Raw genomic sequence first — 21,341 nt, 5'->3', positions numbered from 1 at the left:
GCCCGGCGGTGAGCCGGGCGCTTCGGGGCAAGAGGGGGCGGCTAGTACAGCTCGAGGTAGCGCTCGCGCTCCCACGGGGTGACCTGGAGGCGGTACTCGTCCCACTCCTGGCTCTTGGTGTCAATGAAGCGCTCGTAGATATGCTCGCCGAGGGCGTCCTGGACCACCTTGTCCTTCTTGAGCTCTTCGAGCGCCTCGCCGAGGCTGCCGGGCAGGGCGTGGATGCCGCGCGAGGTGCGCTCGGCCAGGGGCATGTGGTAGAGGTCCTCCTCGACCGCGTCGCGCAGGGCGAGCTTGCGCTCGATGCCGTCGAGGCCGGCCGCGAGCATGACCGCGAAGGCCAGGTAGGGGTTGCAGCTGGGGTCGGGGCAGCGCAGCTCGACGCGCGTGGCCTTGGGGACGCGGGGGTTGATGCGAGGGATGCGGACGAGCGCCGAGCGGTTGTTGCGGGCCCACGAGACGTAGACCGGAGCCTCGTAGCCCGGCACCAGGCGCTTGTAGGAGTTGACGGTCGGAGCGAGGATGGCGATCATGCCGGCGGCGTGCGCGAGGACCCCCGCGATGAAGTGCCGCGCGGTCTGGCTGAGGCCGTAAGGGTCGTTCGCATCGTAGAAGGCGTTCTCGCCGCCCTTGAAGAGGCTTATGTGGGTGTGCATGCCGCTGCCGGCCGCGCCGAAGATGGGCTTGGGCATGAAGGTGCAGTGCAGGCCGTGGCGCTGGGCGATCGCCTTGAGGGTGTAGCGGAAGGTCACGGCGCTGTCGGCGGTGGTGACGCCGTCGGCGTACTTGAAGTCGATCTCGTGCTGGCCGGCGGCGACCTCGTGGTGAGAGGTCTCGACCTCGATGCCCATCTCCTCGAGGGCATTCACCATGTCGGCGCGAACGTCCATGGCCAGGTCCGTCGAGAGATCGAAATAGCCGCCCTGATCGTTCGGTAGGGCCTCGACCTTGCCAGGCTCGTTGCTCTTGAAGAGGAAGAACTCGAGCTCGGGGCCGGTGTTGAACTCGTAGCCGAGGCTGCGGGCCTTGGCGACCATGCGCTGCAGCGCGCCACGGGGATCCCCGACGAAGGGTGAGCCGTCCGGCAGGAACACGTTGCAGATGACCCGGGCGTGCTTCTTGGTCTCGGACTGGTCCCACGGAATCACCCGGAAGGTGGCCAGGTCGGGCAGCAGGAACATGTCGGACTCGGCGATGCGCAGGTAGCCCTCGATGGACGAGCCGTCGAACCACTTGCCGTGCCGGATGGCGTCCTCGAACTGGGTGGTGGGGATCGTGACGCTCTTGACGACGCCGAGGATGTCGCAGAACTGGAGGTTGATGAACTTGACGTTCTGCTCCTGACACTGCGAGAGAACCTGGGCGATCGCGGCGGCCTGGGTTTCATGCGTTGCAGTCGTGGTCATGGGGGCGATGCTCCTCCTTGTGCTGGGGATCGAACCCTCCCATGCTACACGCTCTTCGCTGAAGATGATCTGAAGACCGCGCGCAAAAAAGAGAGGCCGCGACGACGCGGCCTCTCTTCAAGTTTTCAGTCGATCGAAGGGGGGGTGGGACGGCTGCTGCCCCCGGTCGAGGGCGGGGTCGGGCGGCTGCTGCCCCCGGTCGAGGGCGGGGTCGGGCGGTAATCGCCGCCGGTGGAAGGAGGCGTCGGACGATCGTCTTCGCGGGGCAGCGGGCTGTAGTAGGTGTAGCTCGAGCGGCCCGTCTCGCGGCGCGAGGTCTCGACGAACTTGCTGTCGATCCGGCCGGGGGTCGCGCTGAGGCGCTCGTTGCCGAACAGGGAGAGGAAGCCCTTGTCCAGCTTCCCGTTGCCGTTCCTGTCCGCCTCGCGCAGGACCGCGTTGACGATCTCGTCGGAGTCGAGGCCGTCGCCGTTCGCGTCGGCAAGCCCGGCATCCCCGTGGCGCAGGCCCTTGAGCACGTCATAGGTGACGGTGGTGACCGTGACGAAATCACCGGTGAGCCAGTCGCGGCTGGAGGATGAGCTGCTATCCTTGTGGCTGAAGAGGGGCGCACCCTCGGCCTTGTCGATGCGTCCGTTGCGGTCGGCGTCGAAGCGCGTGACGACCTCGTTCGCCTTCTTGCGAAGGTCGTTCATGCTGCGCTCGGAAAGGCCGGTGATGGGGTTGGACATGGGGGCAGCCTCCATTCGAGTGAGAGGTGAAGCTTGTGCCATGGTTGTCGCCCCCCCGGGCGGTCAAGTTCTTATGAATAAATTAAGGTTTGGTTGATTTTCAACCAAGAAACCGTCAGGCGCTCGGCGGGTGGAAGGTGTAGCCTCGCCGGGACGAGCGGATCAGGGCAGGCTCGGCCGAGACGCGCTCCAGCTTCCGGCGCAGGTTTTTGATGTGGGTGTGGACCACCTGGGGATTGCCGAGATGCTTGGGCTCGCCGAGGGCCTCGACCAGGAGGGCCTCGGTCGTGACGGGCCGCTCCGGGTGACCTGCGAGGAAGCTCAGGATGGCGAACTCGGAAGGGGTGAGCGGGACAGCCAGGCCCCTCAGGGTCGCGGTGTGGGAGGCGGTCTCGAGCTTGAGGGTGCCTGCCTCGATGGCCCCGGCGTCCTCGAGCCCCCGCTGGCGGGCGCGCAGGTGGACCTTGAGTCGGTACTGGAACTCCAGCTGGTCCAGGGGCTTGATCATCACGTCGGTGGCACCGGCTTGAAAGGCCTGATATTTCGCCTCCGCGCGATCGCCCAGGAAGAAGATGGGCGTGTCCATGAAGGTCGCAACGGCGCGCAGCCTGCGGCAGAGCGTAAGGCCGTCGCTGCCGGGCAGGGCCGAATCGACCAGCACCAGGGCCGGCAGGGCGGCCTCCGCCTTGCGCAGCGCCTCGCCGGCGCTTGCAGCGCTCAGCTGCTCCGTACCGCCCTGCTTCTGGACCAGGAAGGCGAGGAGCCGCTTGAGCTCGGCATCGGCCGTGGCGATCAGGATCGATGGCTTCTTCATAGTGGCCATGAGATCCTACCGCGAAGCGATAAATAAGGGTAGTCGCGTCGTCAGAGCACCAGGCCGCGGCGCTTGGCGTAAGCCACCAGCGCGGCACGCCCCTTGAGGGCCAGCTTGTCCATGATGCGCATGCGGTGCGTCTCGACGGTGCGGACGCTGAGGACAAGCTTCTCTGCCACCTGCTTGTTGGTCATGCCCTCGGCCAGGTACTTGAGGACCTCCTGCTCGCGCTCGGTGAGGCTCTCGTAGGACTGGGCCTCCTCGCCGGCGTCCACCCGGTCGAGGTAGTCCCTGATCACCTGCTTGGCCATCTCGGGCCGCAGGAAGGTCTCGCCGGCCATGACCTGCCGGATCGCATCCAGCAGCTCGTTGTCGGCCGACTTCTTGAGCACGTAGCCCGCGGCCCCCGCCTGCACCGTTCGGAACAGCATCTCCTCGTTCTCGTGCATGGTCAGCATGAGGACGCGGGTCGCGGGCAGGCGCCGCTTCAGCTCGTAGGTCGCCTCGATGCCGTTCATGCCGGGCATGGTGATGTCCATGATGACCAGGTCCGGCCGATGCTCCTCAGCCAGCTGAAGCGCCGCGGCGCCGTCGGTCGCCTCGGCGACGACCTCCAGGTTGGGGACGTTGCTGAGCATCAGCTTGAGTCCCGTCCGCAGGATCGCGTGGTCGTCGGCCAGAAGGATGCGAACGGGGGCGGCGAAGCTTTCAGTCATTGGGGGCTCGGCTCCTTGTCGGTGGCAGGGTCGTCTGGAAGCGGGACGCGCAGCGTCACCGTGACGCCGTCTCCCGCGGCGGAATCCACCGTGCAGGTGCCGCCCAGCAGGTCGGCGCGAAGCTGCATCCCGGCGATCCCGACCGATTCGGTCGGAACGGGTGCGCCCCCGCTGAGCGGGTCATCGAAGCCCACGCCGTCGTCGGCCACGACGACCTGAAGGTGGTCGGGCTCGAAGTGAACCCCCACGCGCAGGTGCGAGGCCCCGGCGTACTTGCCCGCGTTGGCGAGCGCTTCTTGCACGATGCGAAACACGGTGACCTCCTGGATGGGGTCCAGACGCACCTCTTCGCCGCGCGTCGAGAAGGCGACCTTCACCTGGTGGCGCGCGCCGAAATCCCGCACGAAAGATCGCAGCGTCGCCACCAGTCCCAGGTCCTCCAGGAGCGGGGGCCGAAGCGCGACCGACACCTGGCGCATGGTCTCGAGCGCGTCCCACGTCTGTTGCTTCAGGACGGGCAGCTGCGCCTTGACCTGGTCCAGGGTCTGAGCCCCTTCGAGCAGCTTGATGCCGAAGAGCAGCGTGGTCAAGAGCTGGCCCGCGTCCTCGTGCAACTCGCGCGCCACCTGACGCCGCTCGTCCTCCTGAAGGACGAGCATCCTCTTCAGCAGGCGCCGTATGCGCCCGTCGGGCTGGCGTACCCGCTCTGAGGACTCGGAGTTGCGCATCGCGCTAGGCCTTCTGGATCTTCGAAAGGTGAATGGGGTCGGGGAGCTCGGGCGCATGGCTCTCGCGCTTGCTCTTGGCGATGAGAACCGAGCATCCGGCGTGGGTCGAGACCTGGCTCGAAACGCTGCCGAGCAGGAATCGACCCAGGCCGGTGCGACCGTGCGAGCCCATGGCGATCAGGTCGACCCCTTCCTCCTCGGCCACCGCGAGGATGGTATCGGCCGGCACCCCGATCCGGCGCAGGGAGCGGCAGGATACGCCACGGCCCTGCAGGGTCTCGCAAGCGCGGGCGAGGATCTCATTGGCCTCCTCGGCGGTCGGCACCTCGAACGGCGCCTCGGTCGCATGGGGGATGGCGCCGTACCATCCCAGATCAACCAGGCTCGAGACCACCAGCACCACGACCTCCGCACCGGCGGCGGCGATTGCGGCGGCCTGCTCGAGTGCGAGCCGGGAGTGGTCGGAGCCATCCGTCGCCAACAGAATCTTCATGGTATCTCCTCGCAGCATTGGGATGGACTTCACACCATTCTCCCTCCCGCCATCCATGGCGCCATCCGGAAAAACTACCGGAAAGGCTGCCTTGATGAATGCGTACAAGGAGGTGGCCAAGATCATTATATCCCAGGATGGGCCGCACGGTCTGTCACTTGCGGCGAGCGACGGCGAGGCCCGGTTCACCTAAGGTGGACGAAAGGAGGGAAGCGCCCATGCGAGTAAAAACGACGGTTGCCCTCGCCATTGCAGGGCTTGTGGCAAGCGTCGTCGGCTGCGCGCAGCCGACGACGCTGACCCCGAACGCCTCAGTCGGCCACGAGCTGAGCCCGCCTGACGGGATGTCGGGGAACGACTACGAGATCCAGCGTCGCGGCGGCGGTCGCGGCGGTGGTCGCGGCGGCGGTGGCATGCGGCCGGGCGGCGGCGGGCGGCCGGGCGGCGGCGGCGGTGGGCGGCCGGGCTGGGATGGCGGAAGGCCGGGCGGCGGTGGGCGGCCAGGCTGGGACGGCGGGAGGCCGGGCGGCGGTGGGCGGCCCGGTTGGGACGGCGGGAGGCCGGGCTGGGACGGTGGGAGGCCGGACTGGGACGTCGACGTTTACTCGGGGGGCAATTACGGTGGAGTGAGCATCTACGACCCGTATCCCTACTACTACCCCTATCCCGTGAGCGCACCGGTTGCCGTACCCGTACCGGAGCCAACCCCCACCCCCACGACCTACGTGGTGGTGAACACCGGCGGCAGCTGACGTCCGACACAACGCTCCGGCCCCGGAAGGCCAGCTTTCCGCGGCCGGCGTTCAGTTCATGGATCGCGACCTCAGTCCTCGCTGGCCTGGCGCTCCAGCTCGCGGCGATCGCAAACGATGATCACCCCGCCACGCTCGTAGCGCACCACCTCGGGCTCGTGCGACCACTCTCGCATGAGCCTGACGCACTCCTCGTAGGTGATGCCGACCATCCGGGACAGGGTGGCATGGGGAAGCTTGGTCTTGAGGCGAAGGTCGTCCTTCAGGGCCGTCGCCCCCCCCTGATCCAGGGTGCCGAGGATGACGCGAGCGAGGCGCGTCCTGGCCCGGCCGGACACGACCGCGTGGAGGGTGTCCTGCAGCTCCCGGATGCGCTGGGCGAAGGTCACGAGCAGCTTCATGGCGATGGCCGGCTCGTGGGTCAGGTACGTCATCAGGTCCTCGAGCCGGATCTCGAGCACCTCGGTCGGCTCGGTCGCAAGGGCGCTGCCCGGAGCGAGCTTTCGGTCGAAGAGGGGCGCGACCCCGAACATCTCGCCCTTGCGGATCAGGCGCAGGATGGTCTCCTTGCCGCTCCTGGACGTCCGGCGGACCTGGAGGGAGCCGGAGTAGAGAAAGCGCAGGGCCGGGTCGAGAGGCTCCCCCTCATGGAAGAGGGCCTCCCCCGGCGAGAGTCGCTTGAGGACGGCGCGCTGAGAGAGAAGGGCGAGCTCGCCCTCCTCGAGGCTGCTGAAGAAGTCGAGGTGTTTCAGGTCGGCGGGGCACGGGGTAATGATCATCGAGACCTCGTGAGATGGGTGACCGATCCATCTTATCCCAACTCGAGGCGCCCCGCGCCCTTTTGGCGATCTCAGCCGACTTTGACCGCCTCGCCCTGCTCGGCGATGACCCCCTCGGCCTCCTCGGCCCAGGCCGCGACCTGGGCGCTTCGGAAGCGGGGCAGGAAGTCCCTGGCGAGCAGGGCGCGATAGAGGGCCCCGCGCCGCCCCATGGGGATCACGCGCAGCCGCTCGCGCAGGCCGGCGAACCAAGCGAGGGCCACACCGTAGGAGTCGTCGACCATCTCGGCGAGGCGATCGCGCACCCACACCGAGTAGGCAGGGCAAGTGCCGCTCGTCGAGACGGCGATCTCCAGGTCGCCGCGCGTCATCACAGCGGGCATGTAGAAGTCGCAGTTGTCCAGGTCGTCCACCGCGGCCGCCAGGATGCCGCGCCGCAGCGCCTCCTTGTACAGCCGGGCGTTGAGCTCCCGGTCGCTGGTGGCGAACATGGCGAGCCTCATCCCCTCCAGGTCCTCGATGCGGCCCTCCCGGCGGATGAGGGTCGCCCCCGGCAGGTCCTCCTTGATGTCGGGGGCGATCACGGTCACCCGCGCCCCCGCCTCGATCATGCGCTTCGCCTTGGGGATGGCGACGACGCCGCCCCCGACGACCAGGCAGGGCCAGTCCTTGAGGCACAGGTTAACGGTGAACAGGCGCATGGTTGTCTCCTAACCTTAGTGGCTGGTACCCGCCGAGCGGGTGGTCTTGTTGTACACGTTGTACTTGCCGGACGGCTTGTTCATGGGCAGGCGCTTCACCTCCTTGAAGGTGGCGGCGTCGTAGACCACCAGCGCGCCGTCCTCGTCCCAGACGCTCACCAGCGCGTAGCGGCCGTCGCGGGTGAACTCGGTGTGGGCGGCGACCTTGCCGGGAGAGGGCGTGAGGGTCCGGGCCACCTCCAGGGTGCGCTTGTCGATGATCTGCATGGTGTCCTTGTCGCGGCCGTTGAAGACGTCGGTCCAAGCGTAGGGGGTGCCCTCGTGGCTGCGCATGAAGAAGCCGGGGCCCGGGGTCTTGATCTGCTTGACGGTCTTCCAGGTGTCCATGTCGATGACGCTGATCAGGCCCTCCTTGAGGTTGGGGGTGGCGAGCACCGGGTGCCCCTGGTACTCCCAGGTGATCCCCGAGCCCAGGTGAGGCATGCCGGGCAGGTCGATCTCGGCGATCTGCTTGCCCGCGTCCATGTCCACCACCTGCCCGTTCTTTCCGCCGCGCCCGGCACCGATCAGGTGCTTGTAGGACTGATCGAAGAAGAAGTCGTCGAGGATGTCCGCAAGCTTGATGCGGCGCACCTTGAAGCTCGGCCCCCCGACCAGCATCTCGCCGGAGTCGGGCCCGTGGTCGTGGACCCACGCCTTGGCCTTCGGCGTGCCGCCGTAGGGGATCTCCCAGACCTCGGGGGCGTCCTTGAGGGCGACGACGAAGCTCGAGCGCGGCGCGGCCTGGTAGACGGCGCTCACCCGCGAGGGCTTGCCGTCCTCGCCCTTGACCGGCATCACCTTGAGGGGCGAGAGATCCTCGGCGTCGAGGATGACGAGGCTCTGGGGCAGGTAGTTGCCGACCAGGACGTACTTGCCGTCGTCGGAGACCGCGAGGTTGCGGGTGTTGATCCCGGCGCGGATCTCGGCGACGGTCTTGAGGTTGTAGATGTCGAACTTGGTGATCCAGCCGTCGCGCGAGGCGAAGTAGACGAAGCGCCCGTCGGGTGAGAACTTGGGGCCGCCGTGCAGGGCGAAGCGGGTCTTGAAGCGGTGGATCGGCTCGAAGCGATCGCCGTCGAGGATGGTCGCGTGGTGATCGCCCGTCTCGACCACCACGAAGAGGTTGAGCGGGTCCGCCTTGAAGACGGGCTTGTTCGGAAGGCGCTTGGCGGCCTGGTCGACCACGTGCGACGCGCGGATCTCGGGCATCTCCCAGCGCGGGGCCTCGCCGGCCGGGGTGTAGAGATAGTCGACCAGGGCATCGAGCTGCTCCTTGGAGAGCTGGTCCTTGAAGCCCGGCATCTGGGTGGCCACGCGCCCGTCGCTGATGGTCTTCAGCGCCTCGGGCCGGCGCAGGCGCTCGAGGCTCTCGGGCATAAGGGCAGGGCCCATTCCGCCCAGCCGCTCGGCGCCGTGGCACTGGGCGCATGACTGGTCGTAAAGCTTCTTGGCGGCCGATGCGTCGGTGGCATGAGCCGCCTGGCCCATGGCCAGCAGAAGGGGGATCGAAAGCCAGAGCGCTTTCATCGGGCACCTCCTACGCAGGCAGCCTGCGCGATTTCCTCGTCGGTCAGGTAGCAGCCGGGATCCTCGCTCCACGGATCGCCGGTGAGCTGCAGGGCCCGCGAGCGGGTGTTGCCGCCGCAGATGGCGAAGTGGGCGCAGGTGGCGCAGCGGCCCTTGACCTGACGCGGCACCTGGCGCAGGCCGAGCATCAGGGGATCCTGGGTCTGGCCCCAGATCTCCGAGAAGGGGCGCTCGCGCACGTTGCCCAGGGTGTGCTCCCACCACATGGTGTCGGGGTGGACGTTGCCCAGGTTGTCGATGTTGGCGACGTTCACCCCGGTCGAGTTTCCGCCCCACTGCTCGAGCTTGGCGCGCAGGCCCTCGACCCGATCCGGGTGGCGGCTAGCGGCCCACTGGAGCAGGTAGACGGCATCGGCGTCGTTGTTGCCCGTGACGAACTCGCGGTCGCCGCCTTGCTCCGCGTCGCGGTAGGCCGCCTCGAACAGGAGATCCAGGGCGTCGCGGGTGGTCTTGAAGTAGGCGTCCTCCTTGCGGTTGACGTTGCCGCGCCCGGCGTAGTTGAGGTGCGAGAGGTAGAACTTGGCGATCCTCTCCTCCTCCAGGAGGTGCAGGAGGCTGGGAAGATCGGCCGAGTTGCCCTCGGTGAGGGTGAAGCGCACCCCGACCTTGATGCCCTTGTCCCGGCACCGGCGGATGCCGTCCAGGGAGGAGGCGAAGGCGCCCTCTTTGCGGCGGAAGCGATCGTGAGTCTCGGCGATGCCGTCCAGACTGATGCCGACGTAGTCGAACTTGGCCGCCGCGATCCGGTCGATGTTCGAGTCGTCGATCATGGTGCCGTTGGTCGAGAGGGTCACGTAGAAGCCGAGGGACCTGGCGCGCTCGGCGATGAGGAACAGGTCGGGATGGAGCAGGGGCTCGCCACCCGAGAGGATCAGCGCAGGCACCCCGAAGGCGCGCAGATCGGCCATCACCGAGAGGATCTCGTCGGTCTCGAGCTCGCCGGGGAAGGCGCGGTTGGACGAGATGGCGTAGCAGTGCTTGCACGCGAGGTTGCACCGCCGGGTGAGGTTCCAGATCACCACAGGCCCGGTGGGGTTGCGCTTGGGGCGCAGGGGCGTCGGGTGCAGCAACTCTCGGATGGATTGGGAAACTCGGAACATGGTGCGTCCTTTCAGGCGTTCAGGCGAAGGCCCGTCTTCTTGAGGATCCGGGTGCTGTAGAGGATCAGGTGGCCGCGGTCGGCCTCGCCCAGCGCCTCGGCGATCAGGCGGGCCTGGGCCTCGACCTCCTCGCGGGTCCTGGCATGCAGCATGGCAAACAGGTTGTAAGGCCAGTGCGGCAGGTGGCGCGGGCGGTGGTAGCAGTGGCTGACGAAGGGGAAGGAGCCGATCCGCGCGCCCAGCTCGTCGATGGCCTCGTCGGGCACGTCCCAGACGGACATGCCGTTGGCGCGGTAGCCCAGGGCGTAGTGGTTGGGCACCGCCCCGATCCGGCGGATGACGCCCTCGGCGAGCATGCGTTCAAGGCGCGCCTTCACCTCGTCGGGAGTCGTCCCCACGGCCTCGGCCACGGCGCGGTAGGGCTCGCTCACCAGGGGCAGCCCCCCCTGGGTGGCCAGGATGATGGCGCGATCGAGGGCGTCCGACTGACTCATGCTTCCAACCTCAGGCCGACGAAGAACTCCTTGAGCTTCGGCATCGGATACACCGGGTAGCCGGTCTTTTCGGCGATGGCGTCGAGCGCCGCCTGCGCCGCTTCGGGGGTCTCGGTCGCCACCACGAACCACATGTTGAGGACATGCTCGCGCTCGTAGTTGTGGGCGATCTCGGGCATGGCGTTGACGATCTCGGCCACCCGCTCGTAGTCCTCGCTCGGCACCTGCATGGCCGTGAGGATCAGGCTGCCCCCCAGGCGCTCCGCGTGGTACATGGGGCCGAAGCGGCTGAGGATCCCGCGCGAGAGCAGGGACTCCAGGCGCGCGAGGAGCTCCGCCTCGGGAATGCCGAGGGTCTCGGCGACCTCGGCGTAGGGGCGATCCGTGATCGGGAAGCCACCCTGCAGCTGATTGACGATGGCCTTGTCCAGCGCGTCCATCACGCCTCTTCTCCCTTTTCGTGGTAGCGGGCTCCGCGCTGCTTGAAGCGCCGGGTGCTGAACAGGACCTCGCACGAAAGCTCGGCGAGCTCGGGCTGCAGGCGCAGCGTCGCAAGCTTGCCCAGGGTCTCCTCTCGGCTCCGGCCGTGAAGCATGCAGAACAGGTTGTAGGGCCAGCCGGGCCGGCGAGGCCGACGGTAGCACAGGCTCACGAGCTGGGTTTCGACCATGGCCGCGGCGGCGGCGGCGACTTGCTCGTCGGGCACGTCCCAGACGACCATGGCATTGGCGCGGTAGCCCAGCTCGTGGTGGCGCACGACGACCCCGAAGCGCTTGATCTGGCCCTGGTCGACGAGGCGGCTCAGGGTGAGGATCAGCTGGTCCTCGGTCATGCCCAGCTCCTCGGCGATCGCCGCGTACGGCCGCTCCACCAGGGGCAGCCCCGCCTGCACCGCCGCAATCACGGCCTTGTCGTCGTCGTTCAGTGCCATCTCAGGTCGAACCCCAGATCGATGTGAAACTGCTCCTCGAGCGGCAGGTCCAGGACCGCGAGCCCCGTGCGCGCCTCGATCTCGGCGAGCACCGCCGCGAGCCGGTCGCGGCTTTCGGCCGTGACCACGAACCAGAGGTTATGCGAATGCTCGCGCTCGTAATTGTGGTTGACCTCGGGGTAGGCGCTGACCAGCGCGGCGACGTCCTCGAGGCGCTCGGGAGGGACGCTGAGGGCCGCAAGGGTGCTCGCCCCAACGCGGTTGGGGGCGAAGACGGGCCCCACCCGGCTGATGGCGCCCTCGGCCTGGAGCCGCGCGAGCGCCTCGATCACCTCGACCTCGCTCACTTCGAGACACCGCGCAAGCTCGGCATAGGGGCGCGGGGTGAGCGGGAAGCCTCGCTGGAAGTCGTTGAGCAGACGTCGCTCCAGCTCGGTCATGCCTACATCCCCATCCGGCCGGCGCGCGAGGTGAAGAAGATCCCGCTCGGCTTGTCGGACTTGAACGACGTCAGGTGTTCCAGGCTATTGGCGTCGTAAATCTCGATCCGGTCCTCGTCGCGCACCGAGAGCCAGACCTCCTCGCCGCGCGGGGTGAACTCCATGTGGAGCACGCCCTTGCCCGGATTCAGGGTCTTGACGACCTTGCGGGTCGGCACGTCGATCACCTGGACCGTGTCGTTGTGCGGGAAGGCGAAGTTGACCCAGACCTGTCGGCCGTCGGGGCGCGCGACCACGAACACCGGCTGGCCGTGGACGGGGATGCGCCCGACCTCCTGCCAGCGGCCGTGGTCCATGACGAGGACCTCGTGCCGCCCGACGGCGGGCACCAGCGCCTCGCTGCCCGTCAGGGCCCAGCCCTCCAGGTGCGGCATCTTGTAGACCGGCAGCTTCTCCTGGCCCTTGCCGTAGTTCGCGAGGATGCGCTTGACGCCCTTCTCGGGGTTCCACAGGTCCAGCATGGCCAGGCCGTCCTCCCCGAAGAGGCCCGCCACGTAGTAGCGCCCATCCGGGGTGATGAAGGCGTCGTAGGGCTCGCTGCCAGCACCCGGGTACTTGGTGAGGACCGGCTTGTGCGGATTCTTGAGGTCCGCCACCCAGATCTCGCCGGCCTCGAAGAGGCTGAAGGCGAAGCGATGCTCGCTCAGGTCGATCAGTCCGATGACCTTTGAGGCCTTCGCGCCGGAGGCGGGAACGGCCGGGATGTCGCAGAGCTGCTCCAGGCTCTCGGCGTCGAAGACCTTGACGCCGCCGGGCTCGTAGTTGGAGACCGCGATGAGCTTGCCGTCCTGGGAGATGGCTCCTCCGATGCTGTTGCCGCCCTGGACGACGCGCTTGACCAGGATCCGCTTCAGCAGATCGACCTTGGTTAGGCCGCCGTCACGACCGAAGACGTAGGCGTAGCGGCCGTCGCGCGAGAAAACCAGCGAGGCATGGGAAAGGTCGCCCAGCCCGTCGATCTCGCCGAGGACCGTCCGGCCCGTGGTCTCGACCACCTGCACCCGACCGGCGGCGCGCTCGATGATCACCCCCAGGTCCCCGGTGCCGCGCACCTCCTCGTTGCCGCGCAGGATCTGCGAGCAGCCACCGAGCGAGAGGGCCACGCCGAGGGCGAGCAGGGTTCTAAGGCGCATCGGGGAAACCTTTCTGAAGCGAGCGAGCGATCCATGCGGCCTCGTCCTCGGCGAGGATCGGCCGCCAGGGGGGCATTGCGGTGCCCGGGACTCCCTCGAGAATAACACGGGCCAGGGCCTCGGTGGACTTACCCTTCAGATTCTCGGGGAGAATGGCGGGACCGAGCCCCCCCTTGAAGCGCAGGCCGTGGCACGAGCCGCAATCCTGCCGAACGATGTAGGCGAGCTCCGCCTGGCGCGCGGGGGTCGGCTCGGCGACGGCCCTCGCGCCGACGGCCCAGGCGAACGCGAGGGGGACCGAAAGCAGGGCGAGCGCGCCGATCCGGCTACGCATGGGCGCTGAGCTCCTCGGTGGGGTGAGAGGGATTCCACGCGAGAGTCTCGGCAAGGCGGACCACCTTGCCGATCACGATCAGGGTGGGCGGCTTGAAGCCCTTTCGGGCGATCTCGGCGCTGAGCGCGCCGAGGGTCGTGATCCCGACGCGCTGGCGCGGGGTGGTGCCGTTCTCGATCAGGGCGACGGGAGTCTCGCGGTCCAGACCGGCCGCGACGAGGCGCTCGCTGATGACGTCGGCGTTGGCGGTGCCCATGTAGACCGCCAGGGTGGTGTTCGGATCCGCGAGGGACTCCCAGTCGAGCTCGAGATCGACACCCGAGCGGCAGTGACCGGTGACGAAGCGGACCCCGGTCGCAAGACCGCGGTGGGTGAGGGGAATGCCGGCATAGGCGCTGCAGGCCGAGGCCGAGGTGATGCCGGGGACGACCTCGAAGGGGATGCCGTGGGCGACGAGCTCCTCGGCCTCCTCGCTGCCACGTCCGAAGACGAAGGGGTCGCCGCCCTTGAGGCGGACCACGCGACGGCCGGCCTTGGCGAGCTTGACCAGGCGCTCGTTGATCTGGTCCTGCGGAACGGAGTGGCGGCTCGCTTCCTTGCCCACGTAGACGCGCATGACCCCGGGCGGCATCAGGGCGAGGACGGCCTCACTGACCAGCCGATCGTAGATGACCACGTCGGCCTCGCGCAGCAGGCGAAGGGCTTTGAGGGTCAAGAGCTCGGGATCCCCGGGCCCCGCTCCGACGAGATAGACGCATCCGGCTTTCATGGTGTACCCCCAAGGTGAAAGGGTGGGGGGCAGGGCGTGCCCTGCCCCCCGGTGGTGCCTAGTAGATGTCGTGCTGGGTGTTGTAGACGTTGAACTTGCCGGTCGGGGTGATCAGGCGCTTGTCCTTGATGACCTTCTTCAGCTTCCGGGTCTTGTCGTCGAACACGACCAGCGCGGACTCCTTGTCCTTGGGCGCCCAGACCGAGAACCAGATCTCGTCGCCCTTGACGTTGTACTCGCCCTGGACCACGCGGCCGCCGGCCACGCCCGCGAGCTTCACGACGTTGACGATCTCGGGATCCTGGTCAGGCTTCTTGACGTTCCAGATCGCGACCGACTCGCTGATCTCCTTCTCGGGGTTGAGCGGGGTGTCGACCCACAGGTTGTTCGACTTGGGGTGGGTCTTGAGGAACAGCGAGCCGCCGCCCTGGCCGTAGAGGGTCCGAACGACCTTCCAGGCCTGCTTGGGGTGCTTGACGGGGTCGGTGCCGATCAGGGTGATCGAGTCGTCGCCCAGGTGGCCGGTGGCCCAGACGGGACCGAACTGGGGATCGACCCAGTTGGCGCCGCGGCCGGGGTGCGGGGTCTTGCCGACCTCGACCAGAGCGCTGACCTTGTTCTCCTTGGTGTCGACCACCGCGACCTTGTTGGAGGCGTTGGCGGCGACCAGGAAGTAGCGGCCGGTCGAGTCAAAGCCGCCGTCGTGCAGGAAGCGCGCGGCCTCCATCTCGGTGACCTTGAGGTTCTTGAGATCCGTGTAGTCGACCGCGAGGATCTTGCCGGTCTCCTTGACGTTCACGATGAAGGTCGGGTTGTAGTGCGAGGAGACGATGGAGGCCACGCGGGGTTCCGGGTGGAAGTCCTGGGTGTCGACGGTCATGCCGCGGGTCGAGACGATCTTGAGGGGCTTGAGGGTCTCACCCTGCATGATCACGTACTGGGGCGGCCAGTAGGCGCCGGCGATGGCGTACTTGTCCTCGAAGCCCTTGAACTTGGAGGTCTCGACCGAGCGGGCCTCCATGCCGATCTTGATCTCGGCGACGTTGTCGGGGCTCTCCATCCACAGGTCGATCAGGTTGATCTTGCCGTCGCGGCCGATGACGTAGAGGTAGCGGCCCGAGGCCGACATGCGCGAGATGTGGACCGCGTAGCCGGTCTTGATGATCTTGATGATTTCCTTGCTGTCACCGTCGATCAGGGCGATCTCGCCGCTGTCGCGCAGGGTCACCGAGAACAAGTTCTTGAGGTTGAGCTTGTTCATCTGCTTGGTGGGGCGCTTGGCGACGGGGACGATCTCCTTGTAGGAGGCCATCATCTCCTTCATCCCGAACTCGGGGGGCTGGGGGGGCTCCTGCAGGACGTAGCGGGCCATGATGTCCACTTCGCCCGCGGTCAGCTCGTTGGAGGTGCCGAAGTTCGGCATGCCGCCGGGCGAGCCGTTGGTGATCATGTTCTTGAGGTAGTCATAGCCACGCTTGCGGGTGATGTCGGTGGTGAGGGGCTTGCCGGTGGCGCCCTTGCGAAGCACGCCGTGGCAGCCGGCGCAGCGCTGGAAGAAGATTTCCTTGCCGCGCGCAAACTCGCCGTCGGTCATGCTCGGCACGGTGCCGGGTGCCTGCGCGTTGGCCACGAGGCCGGGCATGAGGGGGATGGCGGCGAGCATGGCGATGCCGGCCATCAGGGTCAACTTACGGTGCATAGACGCTAGTCTCCTTGCGTGCCTAGAAGGCTTGGGTGAGCGAGAGGGTGGGGCCGAAGTTGTGGAAGGTCAGCTTGTCGCTCCACGCGCCACCCAGCATGGAGCCGAGGACGCCCACCGAGAGGGTGGTCGAGGTCGCGACCTTCTGGTTGAGGTTCGCCCCGTAGAAATACAGGTTGCCGGGCTCGGCGCCGCCGCTGTTCGGGCCCCAAAGACGAGCATAGGATCCCAGGGCGTTGACCGAGAAGCCGCCGCCGAAGGTCTTGGCGACGTTCAGGGCCACCTCGGGGCCCTCCTTGAAGCCGGCGCTCAACGTCTTCGCATTGCTGCCGAGGCCGGTCATGCGGATGCCGCCCATGGTGGTGGCGCTGATGCCGGTGTCGCCCAGGTCGAACTTGTACATGGCGCGCACCGTCGCCGACTGGGAGGTGTTGTAGAAGGTGTAGACGCCGAGCTGGGGCGTGATCCAGTACTGCTTGGTGTAGTAGACGAAGAGGTCGTTGCGGTTCGCCGTGTCCGGCTCCACCTGGAAGACCTGCCAGAGCATGACCTGGTCGGTCATGGTCGGGGCGGCCTGGGCCGGCGATGCGACCACGGCGGCCAGCGCCGCGAGGGCAATGGGAAGGGTGTGGCGATACATGGGCGAATGCCTCCGATGAGACTCCCGAAACGCGCGTGCTTCCGGGATTTGGGTGCGTGTCGTGCTGTCTCGGAGCCGTTCTGACGCAGATTCGCTGGATATGAGGGCTTGCGAGGCTAACTTTTAGTCAGATCGTCCATAGTGCGCATCCGTATTTTTCCGATCCGGGGCCAACTTCCGTAGTTTGCCGCAGGCGAAAAGCCGGTGACTCCGTAGTTTTTGCGGATATGCTCGACGGATGGGGCGATGCTAGTCTCGCCACTGCGCCCGTCCTTATTTTCGTTCCCAGGTCACGGGCATCCCCCTCGCTCTTCGGAAAGGAGAGTCCACATGCGAAATCCCCTGTTGGTGGGCCTCGCCGTGTTGTCGCTCGGAGCGGCCGTGGCATCCCCTGCCCTGGCCGGCCCCGACAAGGCGCTCAGCGCCTGTGCGACCTGCCACGACATCAGCCCGGCCAAGAACAAGCTGGTCGGCCCCCCCCTCTTCGGCACCTTCGGCTCCAAGCCGATCACCGACGGCATCGCCGTCGCCAAGTGGGACGAGGGCTCCCTGGACAAGTGGCTGACCGACCCCGGCAAGATCAAGCCGGGTACCCTGATGACCTACACGGTCGGCAACCCCAAGAAGCGCCTCGAGATCATCAAGGCGATGAAGGAGCTCAAGTAAGACCAGCATTCGCTAAGGGCTTGCATTCTTAGTCGAAACGGGCGATAGCGGCTGCTATCGCCCGGCCTCATTTCAGGGCCTCCTTGAGCTAGCTCATTTTCGGGGATCCCCGCAAGCGCTAGACTAGGGCAGGCCGCCGCATACCCCCGTACTCGGGGGCATGCACGCCCATCATCGAGGCGATGAAGGAGCTCTACCAAGACCAGGGTTCGCCAAGGGCTTGCACCTCCAGTCGAACCAGGCAATCGTACCCGCATGGGCACCCCCCCTGCAACCCTTGCCTGTCTGGGTAAATGATTGTAACTAAGGCAGCTCATATACCCACGCTGCCGATTTTGGGTATTTCATAGGGCGGAGGAAAAGGTCAATGCTGCATTCCGTTCCTGGTTTCGAGGAAAGTCGGCTCAGTAAGCTCACCAGTATTGCTGGGCGGGGCTATCGGGCCGACTCCCACTTGTTCCTGACGTTGCCTGCAGTCCTGATGCTCGTCTCGGTGGGGGCCTGCATGATGCGATCGGCGAGCGGGATGCTCGCGACGATGGTGGCGCTTAGCGGCATCTGCGTCCTGGCAGCGCTCTTCGGTCTCGGCCTGCTCGCCAAGACGTTCCGAGAGGTGTTTCGCGGGGGGGACGAGCCAGGCTCGGACACCCCGGTATCTGGTTCCTAAGCCCGCACGCGAAGAAAGGAGTAATACTTGGACAACGAGAAAGCCGCCGCACTAGGCAAGTGGCTCTTCTTCGGAGGAACGGCCGTTAGCCTAGCGGTGATGTTCTTCTATCTGGCGCCCTTGTCTCTGAGCCACATGGACAAGTCCGCCCACATCGAGGGCAAGCCGGTTCCCACCGATGTAGTGAACGGCAAGAAGGTCTTCCACAAGTTCGTCTGCGTCGACTGCCATACCATCCTCGGTGACGGTACGCAGTACGCCCCCGATCTCGGCCGCATTGCCATTTCGCGGGATGACGACTTCCTCAAGAAGTGGGTCCGTGACGCGCACGGGATCAACCCCAACAGCGCGATGCCCTCCTTCCCGGCGATGACCGAGCAAGAAGCCTCGGATCTCGTTTCCTTCCTCAACTTCACCAGCAAGGTGAACCTGCCCGAGGATCTCTGGGCGGAGATGAAGGCGAAGAAGGATCCGTACGACAAGCGTGCGTATCAGCCCGAGACCAACCCCTTCGCTCTGAGCTACTGGCCGCCCCGTCCGATGAACGCGGACCAGGCCGCCGCCCCTGCTGCCGCCGCCGGCCAGGATCCGATGGTCGCCGAGGGTCAGCAGCTCTTCCACTCCAACACGGTGGCCGCCTGCGTGACGTGCCACACCGTCGAGGGCAAGGGCGGAAAGATCGGCCCCGACCTCTCGGACGTCGGCGCAGCGACCCGCAAGTCGCTGTTCGGGACCCCGGTTGACGCCAAGTTCATCGAGACCAAGTTGATCGACCCGGCCGCGGACAGTCCCGCGAAGACGTCGGCAATGCCCTCGTTCAAGGCCCTCTCGGGTCACCAGCGCGACGCCCTGGTGGCCTACCTGAGAACCCTCGGGCATTAGAAAGGAACCGGTATGTCTCTATCCATCAAGTACGAAAGCCAACGCCTAGCATACCCCTTCTTCCTGATGTCGGGCCTGGTGTTTGCGCTGCAGATCATCTTCGGCCTCCTGGCGGCTGCCCAGTTCATCTGGCCGCAACTGGGGCTGGGCTCGGTGCCCTTCAACATCTCCAAGGAAATCCACGTCAACTGCCTGGTCGTCTGGCTGCTCATGGGCTTCATGGGGGCCACCTACTACATGACCCCGCTCGAGTGCGAGCGGGAGATCTACAGCCCCATGCTCGCCAAGGTCCAGTTCTGGGCGCTCTCGGGCGCCGCGGTGGTCTTGGTCCTGGGTTACTTGTTCGACGGCGCCACCGGGCACGCGTTCAACAACCTGTTCCTCGACACGGGGCTCTTCTCGGAAGGCCGTGAATACATCGAGGCCCCGCGCTGGGCCGACTGGGCGATCGTGGCCGTCATCCTGGTCTATCTCTACAACGTCGGTATGACCTACTTCAAGGGCAAGAAGACCGATATGATGGTCATGATGCTCGTGGGTCAGCTCTGCCTGGCGGTCGCCTACCTGCCCGGCATGTTCTTCAACACCGCCATCTCCAACGACCTCTTCTGGCGCTGGTGGGTCATCCACTACTGGGTCGAGGGCTCGTGGGAGCTCATCGCCTCGGCCATCCTGTGCTTCCTCCTGATGACCATCCTCAAGGCCCCCCGCCGCTCGATGGAGCGCTGGATGTGGCTCGAGGTCGCGCTCGTCATGATCTCCGGCCTGCTCGGGATCGGTCACCACTTCTACTGGATCGGCACTCCCCAGATGTGGCTGTGGATCGGCTCGATCTTCTCGGCGATGGAGCCGATTCCCCTGCTCGTGATGGTCTGGGACGCGTTCCGGCACAGCCAGGAGCACGCGCGTAACATCACCAACAAGCCCGCCCTCTACTGGACGGTCGGACACGCGCTGTTCAACTTCGTCGGCGCCGGCCTCTGGGGCGTCATCCACACCCTCGCCCCGGTCAACGCCTACACCCACGGCACCCAGATGACGGTCGCCCACGGCCACCTGGCCTTCTTCGGGGCCTACGCGATGCTGATCATCGCCGCCTGGTACGTGGCGCTGCCGACGCTGCACGGCTACACCACGGAGACGGCCTGGGACCAGAGTCGCGGCATGAAGGGCTTCTGGTGGATGGTCCTCTCCATGTGCGGGATCACCCTCATCCTGACCGGCGCCGCCTTGGTGCAGGTCTACCTGGAGCGGGTGGTCGGAATGGACTTCGTCACGGTGAAGAACCAGTACAACATGCTGTTCTGGGTTGCGCGCTTCATCTCCGGGGTCACGTTCCTGTGGGGCTGCGTCTACATCTGGCGCGACCTCATCAAGATCGCTCCGGCTCGAGCACCCAAGAGCTCGGCGCACCTCGCGCCGACCGCCTAGCGGACACTCAAGCGTCGCGCCCCGGATGCCGGGGCGCGACGTTTGCCAAGCGGAGGATTATCAATGGATTTGTTCATGCTGGGTTTCACCGGAGTCTTCCTGGTCGTCACGCTGTGTGGCGGAGTCTACGCGCTTTACAAGATCAACAAGCGCCTGTCCTCGGAGATCTGAGCCATGTCACATCACTACCTGACGTTTTTCTTCCTGTTCCTGTGGATGGTGGCCCCTCTGGTCTGCTTCTGGCAGGCGCCGCACAAGAACCGGGACCCCTACCTCTGGATTTTCGGTGCGACCCTCCTGGGTCCCCTCGTCGCGCTGGTCTACCTGAGCCTACCGGCCAAGAAACCTGCCTAGAAAGCCGCTTATGACCACTCAGTCGAATACCTTTGGGCGTCGCTACTTCCGTAACCGCAAGATCGCCCAGATCCTGACGTCGCTCTTCTGGATCTCGCTGCCGCTTTCGGGGCTGCTGCAGGTCGATATCCGCCACTTGGCCCTGGTCGTCGCAGGGCGCCCCTGGCCCCCGCGCGTGATCCTGCCCGCCGACGCCCTCAAGCGAGGGGCTTCCGCCCACTGGGACGTGGTGGCGCCCGTGCTCTTGCAGGGCGTGCTGCCGGTGGCGATCTTCGTGATCGCCGTGATCGTGACGGCGCGCCTCTTCGGCCGGGTGCACTGCGGATACAGCTGCACCTATGGCCTCCTGGCCGAGACGGGCGAGGCCATGTTCCGGTGGGCGAAGAAGCCCGGCCCCGGCCGAGCCATGCGCCTCGCCCTGGTCTGGCTGTGGGTGGTCTCGGCGGCCCCCCTCGTCGCGTTCACGATCCTGTCGCTGTTCGTCCGGCCCGAGGGAGTGATCGAAGCCTTCCGGACCCACAACCTCGGGATCATCGTCCCCTTCTCGTACCTCACGGTGCTGGCGGCTATCGTGGGCGGGTTTGTCCGGTTGCACTTCTGCCGCTACGTCTGCGGCGTGGGCCTGATCCAGACGCTGTCATGGATGACCAACAAGAAGGCGCTCGAGGTGGGCTTCAACCCCACGGCCGCCGCCGATGGCTCCCACGGGTCGATGCGGGACTGCACCGGCTGCCACGAATGCAAGAATGTCTGTCCCATCGGGTTCGACCCGCGCCAGCCCAAGCGGTACATGATGGCCTGCTTCCAGTGCGGAGAGTGCCTGAAGGCCTGCGAGGACGAACTCCATCCGCTCGGACGGGGGATTGCGCTCGGGTTTCACTTCCAGGAGCCCGACTATCCCTTGCCCGCTCAGGAGGTGAAGCCCACTCCCCGGCATGTGGACTGAGCGCTCATCGTCCCGGTGCAGCTGAGCAAGAAAAATGGGGCGGGCC

Annotated in this window: 26 protein-coding genes; 6 read left to right on the top strand and 20 right to left on the bottom strand. The window is 66.5% G+C overall.

The window, feature by feature from the left end:
- Positions 1 to 41: 41 nt before the first annotated feature.
- The 6 genes from glnA to V6D00_14840 form a co-directional block, all read right to left on the bottom strand.
- Positions 42 to 1,406, bottom strand: coding sequence for a type I glutamate--ammonia ligase (gene glnA / locus V6D00_14865; GenBank protein ID HEY9900455.1), 1,365 nt, complete (start codon positions 1,404 to 1,406; stop codon positions 42 to 44).
- Positions 1,407 to 1,531: 125 nt separating this feature from the next.
- Positions 1,532 to 2,137, bottom strand: a complete 606-nt coding sequence (locus tag V6D00_14860; GenBank protein HEY9900454.1) for a hypothetical protein — start codon at positions 2,135 to 2,137, stop codon at positions 1,532 to 1,534.
- 115 nt (positions 2,138 to 2,252) lie between these two features.
- Positions 2,253 to 2,951: a response regulator transcription factor gene (locus tag V6D00_14855; protein HEY9900453.1), complete on the bottom strand. Its 699-nt coding sequence runs from the start codon at positions 2,949 to 2,951 to the stop codon at positions 2,253 to 2,255.
- Between the two features lie 50 nt (positions 2,952 to 3,001).
- Positions 3,002 to 3,667 carry a response regulator transcription factor gene (locus tag V6D00_14850; GenBank protein HEY9900452.1) on the bottom strand — a complete coding sequence of 222 codons (666 nt, stop codon included), beginning with the start codon at positions 3,665 to 3,667 and terminating at the stop codon, positions 3,002 to 3,004.
- The gene (locus V6D00_14845) at positions 3,664 to 4,326 is read right to left on the bottom strand and encodes a sensor histidine kinase (protein HEY9900451.1); all 663 of its coding nucleotides are present in this window, start codon (positions 4,324 to 4,326) and stop codon (positions 3,664 to 3,666) included. The genes V6D00_14850 and V6D00_14845 overlap by 4 nt, the downstream gene beginning before the upstream one ends.
- Positions 4,327 to 4,399: 73 nt before the next feature.
- Positions 4,400 to 4,888 carry a universal stress protein gene (locus V6D00_14840; GenBank protein HEY9900450.1) on the bottom strand — a complete coding sequence of 163 codons (489 nt, stop codon included), beginning with the start codon at positions 4,886 to 4,888 and terminating at the stop codon, positions 4,400 to 4,402.
- Positions 4,889 to 5,514: 626 nt separating this feature from the next.
- On the opposite strand from V6D00_14840, the gene V6D00_14835 reads away from it, so the two are divergent.
- A complete protein-coding gene (locus tag V6D00_14835; protein HEY9900449.1) occupies positions 5,515 to 5,640 on the top strand; it encodes a hypothetical protein in 126 nt (41 codons plus the stop codon).
- 71 nt (positions 5,641 to 5,711) lie between these two features.
- On the opposite strand, the gene V6D00_14830 is transcribed toward V6D00_14835, so the two are convergent.
- From V6D00_14830 to V6D00_14770, 13 genes are all read right to left on the bottom strand, one after another.
- Positions 5,712 to 6,419, bottom strand: a complete 708-nt coding sequence (locus V6D00_14830; GenBank protein HEY9900448.1) for a Crp/Fnr family transcriptional regulator — start codon at positions 6,417 to 6,419, stop codon at positions 5,712 to 5,714.
- 71 nt (positions 6,420 to 6,490) lie between these two features.
- On the bottom strand, positions 6,491 to 7,120 hold the full coding sequence (locus V6D00_14825) for a bifunctional precorrin-2 dehydrogenase/sirohydrochlorin ferrochelatase (GenBank protein HEY9900447.1): 630 nt from the start codon (positions 7,118 to 7,120) through the stop codon (positions 6,491 to 6,493).
- Positions 7,121 to 7,135: 15 nt separating this feature from the next.
- Positions 7,136 to 8,689 carry a cytochrome D1 domain-containing protein gene (locus V6D00_14820; protein HEY9900446.1) on the bottom strand — a complete coding sequence of 518 codons (1,554 nt, stop codon included), beginning with the start codon at positions 8,687 to 8,689 and terminating at the stop codon, positions 7,136 to 7,138.
- Positions 8,686 to 9,849: a heme d1 biosynthesis radical SAM protein NirJ gene (nirJ, locus tag V6D00_14815; protein ID HEY9900445.1), complete on the bottom strand. Its 1,164-nt coding sequence runs from the start codon at positions 9,847 to 9,849 to the stop codon at positions 8,686 to 8,688. Before nirJ ends, V6D00_14820 begins: the two co-directional genes overlap by 4 nt.
- 11 nt (positions 9,850 to 9,860) lie before the next feature.
- Positions 9,861 to 10,343, bottom strand: a complete 483-nt coding sequence (locus tag V6D00_14810) for an AsnC family transcriptional regulator (protein HEY9900444.1) — start codon at positions 10,341 to 10,343, stop codon at positions 9,861 to 9,863.
- Positions 10,340 to 10,783, bottom strand: coding sequence for an Lrp/AsnC family transcriptional regulator (locus V6D00_14805; GenBank protein ID HEY9900443.1), 444 nt, complete (start codon positions 10,781 to 10,783; stop codon positions 10,340 to 10,342). The genes V6D00_14810 and V6D00_14805 overlap by 4 nt, the downstream gene beginning before the upstream one ends.
- Positions 10,783 to 11,274 (bottom strand): hypothetical protein, encoded by a 492-nt coding sequence (locus tag V6D00_14800; GenBank protein ID HEY9900442.1) that lies wholly within the window; start codon positions 11,272 to 11,274, stop codon positions 10,783 to 10,785. Before V6D00_14800 ends, V6D00_14805 begins: the two co-directional genes overlap by 1 nt.
- Positions 11,265 to 11,714, bottom strand: a complete 450-nt coding sequence (locus V6D00_14795; protein ID HEY9900441.1) for a hypothetical protein — start codon at positions 11,712 to 11,714, stop codon at positions 11,265 to 11,267. Before V6D00_14795 ends, V6D00_14800 begins: the two co-directional genes overlap by 10 nt.
- 2 nt (positions 11,715 to 11,716) lie before the next feature.
- Positions 11,717 to 12,907, bottom strand: a complete 1,191-nt coding sequence (locus tag V6D00_14790) for a cytochrome D1 domain-containing protein (GenBank protein ID HEY9900440.1) — start codon at positions 12,905 to 12,907, stop codon at positions 11,717 to 11,719.
- Positions 12,897 to 13,241 carry a cytochrome c gene (locus tag V6D00_14785; protein ID HEY9900439.1) on the bottom strand — a complete coding sequence of 115 codons (345 nt, stop codon included), beginning with the start codon at positions 13,239 to 13,241 and terminating at the stop codon, positions 12,897 to 12,899. The genes V6D00_14790 and V6D00_14785 overlap by 11 nt, the downstream gene beginning before the upstream one ends.
- Positions 13,234 to 14,010 carry a uroporphyrinogen-III C-methyltransferase gene (cobA, locus tag V6D00_14780; protein ID HEY9900438.1) on the bottom strand — a complete coding sequence of 259 codons (777 nt, stop codon included), beginning with the start codon at positions 14,008 to 14,010 and terminating at the stop codon, positions 13,234 to 13,236. Before cobA ends, V6D00_14785 begins: the two co-directional genes overlap by 8 nt.
- A gap of 58 nt (positions 14,011 to 14,068) precedes the next feature.
- Positions 14,069 to 15,709 carry a cytochrome D1 domain-containing protein gene (locus V6D00_14775; protein HEY9900437.1) on the bottom strand — a complete coding sequence of 547 codons (1,641 nt, stop codon included), beginning with the start codon at positions 15,707 to 15,709 and terminating at the stop codon, positions 14,069 to 14,071.
- A 22-nt stretch (positions 15,710 to 15,731) separates the two neighbouring features.
- On the bottom strand, positions 15,732 to 16,349 hold the full coding sequence (locus tag V6D00_14770) for a hypothetical protein (protein ID HEY9900436.1): 618 nt from the start codon (positions 16,347 to 16,349) through the stop codon (positions 15,732 to 15,734).
- A gap of 330 nt (positions 16,350 to 16,679) precedes the next feature.
- On the opposite strand from V6D00_14770, the gene V6D00_14765 reads away from it, so the two are divergent.
- Positions 16,680 to 17,015 (top strand): hypothetical protein, encoded by a 336-nt coding sequence (locus V6D00_14765; GenBank protein HEY9900435.1) that lies wholly within the window; start codon positions 16,680 to 16,682, stop codon positions 17,013 to 17,015.
- A 435-nt stretch (positions 17,016 to 17,450) separates the two neighbouring features.
- On the opposite strand, the gene V6D00_14760 is transcribed toward V6D00_14765, so the two are convergent.
- Positions 17,451 to 17,573: a hypothetical protein gene (locus V6D00_14760; GenBank protein ID HEY9900434.1), complete on the bottom strand. Its 123-nt coding sequence runs from the start codon at positions 17,571 to 17,573 to the stop codon at positions 17,451 to 17,453.
- A 136-nt stretch (positions 17,574 to 17,709) separates the two neighbouring features.
- Here V6D00_14760 and V6D00_14755 point away from each other — a divergent pair, with 136 nt between their 5' ends.
- The 4 genes from V6D00_14755 to V6D00_14740 all read left to right on the top strand — a co-directional run bounded on the left by V6D00_14755 (position 17,710) and on the right by V6D00_14740 (position 21,295).
- Positions 17,710 to 18,564, top strand: a complete 855-nt coding sequence (locus tag V6D00_14755) for a cytochrome c (protein HEY9900433.1) — start codon at positions 17,710 to 17,712, stop codon at positions 18,562 to 18,564.
- 12 nt (positions 18,565 to 18,576) lie between these two features.
- Positions 18,577 to 19,995, top strand: coding sequence for a cbb3-type cytochrome c oxidase subunit I (locus tag V6D00_14750; protein ID HEY9900432.1), 1,419 nt, complete (start codon positions 18,577 to 18,579; stop codon positions 19,993 to 19,995).
- A gap of 174 nt (positions 19,996 to 20,169) precedes the next feature.
- The gene (locus V6D00_14745) at positions 20,170 to 20,349 is read left to right on the top strand and encodes a hypothetical protein (GenBank protein HEY9900431.1); all 180 of its coding nucleotides are present in this window, start codon (positions 20,170 to 20,172) and stop codon (positions 20,347 to 20,349) included.
- A gap of 10 nt (positions 20,350 to 20,359) precedes the next feature.
- On the top strand, positions 20,360 to 21,295 hold the full coding sequence (locus tag V6D00_14740; GenBank protein ID HEY9900430.1) for a 4Fe-4S dicluster domain-containing protein: 936 nt from the start codon (positions 20,360 to 20,362) through the stop codon (positions 21,293 to 21,295).
- Positions 21,296 to 21,341 lie beyond the last annotated feature (46 nt).

Source organism: Pantanalinema sp., assembly GCA_036704125.1.
Lineage (GTDB): Bacteria > Cyanobacteriota > Sericytochromatia > S15B-MN24 > UBA4093 > JAGIBK01.
The sequence above is the reverse complement of the archived record's forward strand: the minus strand, read 5'-3'. Positions and strand labels throughout refer to the sequence as shown.